The sequence below is a fragment of the Metallosphaera yellowstonensis MK1 genome, assembly GCF_000243315.1.
Taxonomy (GTDB): Archaea; Thermoproteota; Thermoprotei_A; order Sulfolobales; family Sulfolobaceae; genus Metallosphaera; species Metallosphaera yellowstonensis.
Genome location: NZ_JH597765.1, coordinates 1 through 4,963, shown reverse-complemented (window position 1 = coordinate 4,963; position 4,963 = coordinate 1). Strand labels below are relative to the sequence as shown.

The following is a 4,963-nucleotide window of genomic DNA, read 5'->3' as shown; positions in this document are numbered from 1 at the left end:
TTTCTAGAGATTGAGAATAAGGAAGATTTTAGGAAATTTAAGGAGGATTTATTAAAGAGGGCTAAGGAAAAGGCTAATGCCCGTAAACCTTCTTATGAGACCCAATCTCCCAAATGAAAACTATACAATTTTTCGGATCAACGCTATAAAGTATTCTTATATCCCCCGTAACTTCTATGGAAAACATAGTATTTCCGTATATATCTTTTCCCAACTTCTCCCTGGAGTATTTGAAATGGTTCTCTTGCAACAACTCCAATTTCTCTAAAATCAGCATGAGCAATTTATCATTGAATTCATCAGCAGCGAATTCTGTAAACTACCCCGCCCTCACCGGTAGACCCAAAATCGTATTATGAAAAATAATTCTGGCAGTATAATATCGACTCATAGCGAATAACAGGATTTATAAGAGTATTAAGAATTCAGTTGAAGAAAGGTTTAAGGTGAGGGAGATGTGGTATTACCACGTGTGATAGTGAGATGATAACACACCATCTCCCTCACCAAAACAACGTTCAACAAATAGGATATAAATTACTTTCCATGCTGAACTTCAAGGGAAAGAGAGGGGAAGAGGTGGCGAGAACCCTCATCTCAGCGTGTTTATGGAACGATTCAGTAGAGAACAAGTCGAGGGCGTATGGCGTGTCCCCACAGACCGTGAGGAATTACGTGGAGGAGCAAGGGGTGGAAGTTATTGAGAAACTCTTGGAACAAGTGAGGAAAATGTCCTTGAAGGTACTGAAGGGAGTCAAGGAGATAGACCTCTCAATAGACTGGACCACCAAGACTTGGTACGGGAGACCGGTGGGAGGGCTCGGGAGTTCGGAGGAGGGAAACTCTTGGAACTACGCAACTGCGACGACTAAGTTTGACGGGAAAGTGCTCCTACTAGCTTTCATCACTCAAGTGAAGGGGATGACCAAGGATGAGGTCGTGAAGGCCCTCGTGGAGCAAGTCGTCGCCATGGGGTTCAAGGTGAGGTTGATGACTCTCGACGCGGGCTTCTACACTGTAGACGTGCTCAACTTCGTTTCGCAGTTCAAGTACATAATTGCCGTCCCTGTTGGGGACGTGAAGGTCTACCAGGAGTTCGACGGCGAGTACGAGACTAACAGTAAGAGGCACAGGAGGGACGAGCAGGTCAAGTTCAGGCTCCTCGTGTACAGCAAGGAGAAGGTCAGGAGAAAGAAGAGGACTCTAGTTTACTTCGCTAGGGCTACGAACCTCGACCTACCGAAGGGGGAGGTGTTGAAGTTGTACAACAAGGTGAGGGGTCCCATAGAGACCTCTTACCGGAACATCAAGGCTTTTCTCCCCTTCACCAGTTCCACCAAGTTCGTCTTCCGCACGTTGATCTTCGTGCTGGCCGTGGTCCTCTACTCCCTGTACACAGTGTTCAAGGGGGAGGTGGGGAGGGAGGAGTTCAGGTTACTCCTAATACTCTTGTTTTCTGATGATTTATTCAATCTAAAAGATTTTCTACTTAAATCAATAGAACCGCTTATTAATAATATAGATTTATTTTCAAGGAGGTGATTTTGGGTCTACCGTGAGGGGCGACACTACCTCCACTAATCCCTCTACCCAGTTCACCCTCCTTATCACATCCTTCCTCACGAAGTCGTAGGTCACCAAGTCACTTCCACCTCCTTGCCCTCGGTTAGGTTCGGGGCCTTGTAGAGTTTAACCTTCACCCCAGTCAACTTCACTAGACCCAGACCCGTGCTTTTCCTCGACCCGATGAACGCCCCCTCTGTGGTCAAGAGCCTGATGATGTACTTCATTACCTCCACTGACCTGATCTTCCACTCCTCTCTCTCGCCGTTCACCAGATCCAAGTTGTAGACAATCATCTCGAACCTGAATTTAGCTCCGGGCTCCACCATGTCCAAGGTGTACAGCCTCTTGGGGGTCTGGCCCCCGAAGACCCTACTCAGTGTGACCATGGTCCTTTGGGAGATCCTGAACTCGTTCTCCAGGGCCACAGAGTCCATGACGAAGACTCTGGACGAGATGTCCTTGAACCCGAAGAGCACACAGGGAATGCAGAAGGCGTCAGAGGTACAACTTTCACAGGAGTTGTCGTCTAGGTCACAGACCTTGCTGTACTTCGGGTCATTCAACGTCTTCACGTAGGACTCGGCCAGGGACCTCATGAGTCCTTTCAAGCTGGACCCAGGAATCACGGGCCTCCCGTCCTGGGTCAGGAGAGGGTTATCGGAGGGGTCAACGAAGCTCTGCTCCTTACCCTTGCCTATCCTGAGGGGAGTCTCGTTCATTAGAGTACCGCTTACCTTCACTATAGTGCGAATCTGATCCAGGTCGGCACAGATGGGGGTCTCCTCGTCCATGATGCTCGCCCTTTAACTCGCTAAGACGTCAACGAGGCCCTTGAAAGTCTTTACGTTCTTCAGCTTCCCCCTGTCCACCCTCAATTCCCCGGTGAGCCCCTCGTATATCCACTTGAAGTAGCCCAGGAACGTCAGGGCGTCCTTCAACTCCAGTCCCTTCACGTACTTCAGCAGTAGCTTTGCCGTTTGTTCGTCTATTTCTTCCCTGGAACCTTGCCTGATGATGTAGGCCATGAGGTCATCAACGCTTCTCCTGCTCTGGAGGAACACGAGTAAGTTGTTCACGGTGGCCTTATCGACTATTGGGTCCCCATTCCTGTCGGGTCTGCTGGCCGATATGGCGGCCTCAGTCGCCCAATCCAGAAGTTGACCCTGCGGCCTCTGAGTTGAGACGGAGGACATGCACTTATACTTCTTATTTTAATATATAAGCCTTTCTGAGCTCGAATTGAAACTTAAGATGATTACGTAACGAAAATTTCAGAGTGACCTGAGGATAGATTGGGGACAGCAGTTATGGGATTTCTCGTTAGGTGTGGCCTTGAAGTCAAGACAAAATCTAATAACTGCTGTTGGGGGAAAAAATCATGTCAGGATATAGAATATACAAAATATACACTTGCATTATCCTTTCAGTTCATGGCTGGAGGACCTGTGTTGATTATTCATTGCACTCGCAGCTCTAATATCTCCATGACCGCCCTCTCCCTAGCAAACTCGATCAGTCCTCAGCACCTTTTCTGCCGGAAGGCACTGAAAAACGAAACTTCTCGTCAACACCGACTTTCCGGTCCTCTATGAGATTCCCATACGCCCGGAGCGAAGCCCCTTTGAGCTCATCGCAACACTTTTAACTGTACCCACACCAGTGACTGTAGTGGGTACAGTTGTTGTTCGACCTTCACCCCAAGGAGACCGTTGGGGAGTTATTTGGGAGGGACAAGGAGATAGACTTCTCCATATCTCAGTTGCTATCAAAGAACTGGCTGATAATAGGCGGACAGAGGGAGATAGGGAAGACGAGCCTGATGAAGGTCGTAATCAACGAGATGAAGAGGAGATACGGATTCAAGGGAGTTTACGTTAACCTGAGGGGAGTCAGGAACTTGAATTCTCTACTCAAGGCCCTCCTGGCGGAAATTAACAGTGACGTACCCAGTCTCAAGGTCTCCCTCAAGGTTAACTTCGTTTTGGGGTCAGCGGGGATAGAGCTGAGGAGGGGTGCCAAAGTGGTCAATAGCCTGATTGAACTGCTCAACTCAATTGAGGAAGACGCGGTCATAGGCCTCGACGAGGTTCAGGAGATCTCACAGGCGAGCAGGCAATTCCTTGAGGTCCTGGGCAACGTTTTCGCCTCCAACCCCAGGGTTAGGTTAGTGTTCTCCGGTTCCTACATCGGGGTGGCCAGGGCATTGTCCAACCCCTCCTCGTCTTCCCCGCTTCACGGCAGACCCCCCGTTACCTTGAACCTGAGACCCTTTGATGAAGGTACCTCAAGGGATTTCCTGAGGAGAGGGATGGAGGAGCTCGACGTTCACTTCGACAGGGAGGACGAGGTGATCAAGAAGTTGGATGGAGTCGTGGGTTGGTTGACCCTGTTCGGTAACTTTTACGCGGTGAGGAAGATGAGCTTTGACTCCGCACTCTCCTCCACGATCGAGGAGGGTAAGAAGATAATGGTGAGTGAATTTAAACACTTTCTTCAGAACAAAAGTAACAAGGGGATTTACACCACAATAATGAACTCGTTGAAGGTGGTGAACACTTGGAAGGACGTTAAAAGGGGGGTCGAGATAAAGTTGGGCCAGGTAGACGATAAGGAATTCAGTTTGGCCCTGGAATCACTGGTCAATAACAACTTCGTGGAGAAGAGGAGAGGAGGAGTATACGAAATAGCGGACCCCATCTTGAGGGAGATAGATTACGATAAAATTTGAAAGGGAGGTGTCCTGGGGAGCGTGGAGGCGTTCCTCAGGTTCTAGAACGTCATCTAGGTGGACCGCCGGGGCTGATGAAAATCTTTAAGCTACGTTAAAGTCCCATACCTGCTGTATATAATTATTCTAACGAGAGTTGAAAGCCCGGTTCCCAGTATAAGCGCTAACCCTCCTTTCATTCTAATTTTTCAAAATTCAATAGGAATAATAGTTGTAATACTGATAATAATGATAACTATGTAATTGTGTTGCAGCAAACAGCATTATAACTCCTAAAAGGATCGCTAAACCATTAGCCAGGGAACTACTGGGCGATTCAGGTCTCCATTGCGATTTCTATTTGTTTCTATAGAATGAAAGTGACTTAATTGATCCTACATCAGTAACACTAAAAAGGGGACGAGCGCTAGGTCATACCATGAGACACCCATTTTATCACGTGGTGACCTCGCTCGTCCCCGAGTTACTTGGGAAGGACGCGCTATTAAATGAAACGGTGGCTGAGATCGAGAGGAGGGCCCTGGAGGAGGCGGAGAGGACCTCCCCCAGGTACGCCAGGGGGAAGGAGGTGAGGAGGAGGGGTTACGCCAGGTACAGGTTCTTGAAGGGGTTCAGGGTCTCCCTCCTGGGGAGGAGGGTAGTGTACGGGCTGGAGTGGGTCACGGTGAG

4 protein-coding genes and 3 pseudogenes are annotated in these 4,963 nt (G+C 48.8%); 4 read left to right on the top strand and 3 right to left on the bottom strand.

The genetic code is table 11. From position 1 onward, the window contains the following. Positions 1-73: 73 nt before the first annotated feature. A pseudogene (locus METMK1DRAFT_RS18985) lies at positions 74-310 on the bottom strand (type II toxin-antitoxin system RelE family toxin); the annotation flags it as partial. Positions 311-483: 173 nt separating this feature from the next. On the opposite strand from METMK1DRAFT_RS18985, the gene METMK1DRAFT_RS07425 reads away from it, so the two are divergent. Beyond that, entirely contained in the window at positions 484-1,542 is a 1,059-nt protein-coding gene (locus METMK1DRAFT_RS07425; RefSeq protein WP_009072416.1) for an ISH3 family transposase, read from the top strand. 92 nt (positions 1,543-1,634) lie between these two features. Here the strand turns inward: METMK1DRAFT_RS07425 and csx7 are convergent, their stop codons facing one another. After that, on the bottom strand, positions 1,635-2,357 hold the full coding sequence (csx7, locus tag METMK1DRAFT_RS07420) for a type III CRISPR-associated RAMP protein Csx7 (RefSeq protein WP_009072412.1): 723 nt from the start codon (positions 2,355-2,357) through the stop codon (positions 1,635-1,637). 12 nt (positions 2,358-2,369) lie between these two features. After that, complete coding sequence (locus METMK1DRAFT_RS07415; protein WP_009072411.1) at positions 2,370-2,759, bottom strand: hypothetical protein; 390 nt, start codon at positions 2,757-2,759, stop codon at positions 2,370-2,372. A gap of 485 nt (positions 2,760-3,244) precedes the next feature. Between METMK1DRAFT_RS07415 and METMK1DRAFT_RS07410 the strand changes: the two genes are divergently transcribed. The 3 genes and pseudogenes from METMK1DRAFT_RS07410 to METMK1DRAFT_RS07405 form a co-directional block, all read left to right on the top strand. Then, the gene (locus METMK1DRAFT_RS07410) at positions 3,245-4,294 is read left to right on the top strand and encodes an AAA family ATPase (RefSeq protein ID WP_009072410.1); all 1,050 of its coding nucleotides are present in this window, start codon (positions 3,245-3,247) and stop codon (positions 4,292-4,294) included. 12 nt (positions 4,295-4,306) lie between these two features. Continuing rightward, positions 4,307-4,392: pseudogene (locus tag METMK1DRAFT_RS20050) on the top strand (transposase); the annotation flags it as partial. Between the two features lie 320 nt (positions 4,393-4,712). Next, a pseudogene (locus tag METMK1DRAFT_RS07405) lies at positions 4,713-4,963 on the top strand (IS256 family transposase); the annotation flags it as partial.

Bases quoted from the DNA above. Each gene is read 5' to 3' on its own strand.
- METMK1DRAFT_RS07425 (WP_009072416.1), top strand. From the start codon at position 484: ATGATAACACACCATCTCCCTCACCAAAACAACGTTCAACAAATAGGA.
- csx7 (WP_009072412.1), bottom strand. From the start codon at position 2,357: ATGGACGAGGAGACCCCCATCTGTGCCGACCTGGATCAGATTCGCACT.
- METMK1DRAFT_RS07415 (WP_009072411.1), bottom strand. From the start codon at position 2,759: ATGTCCTCCGTCTCAACTCAGAGGCCGCAGGGTCAACTTCTGGATTGG.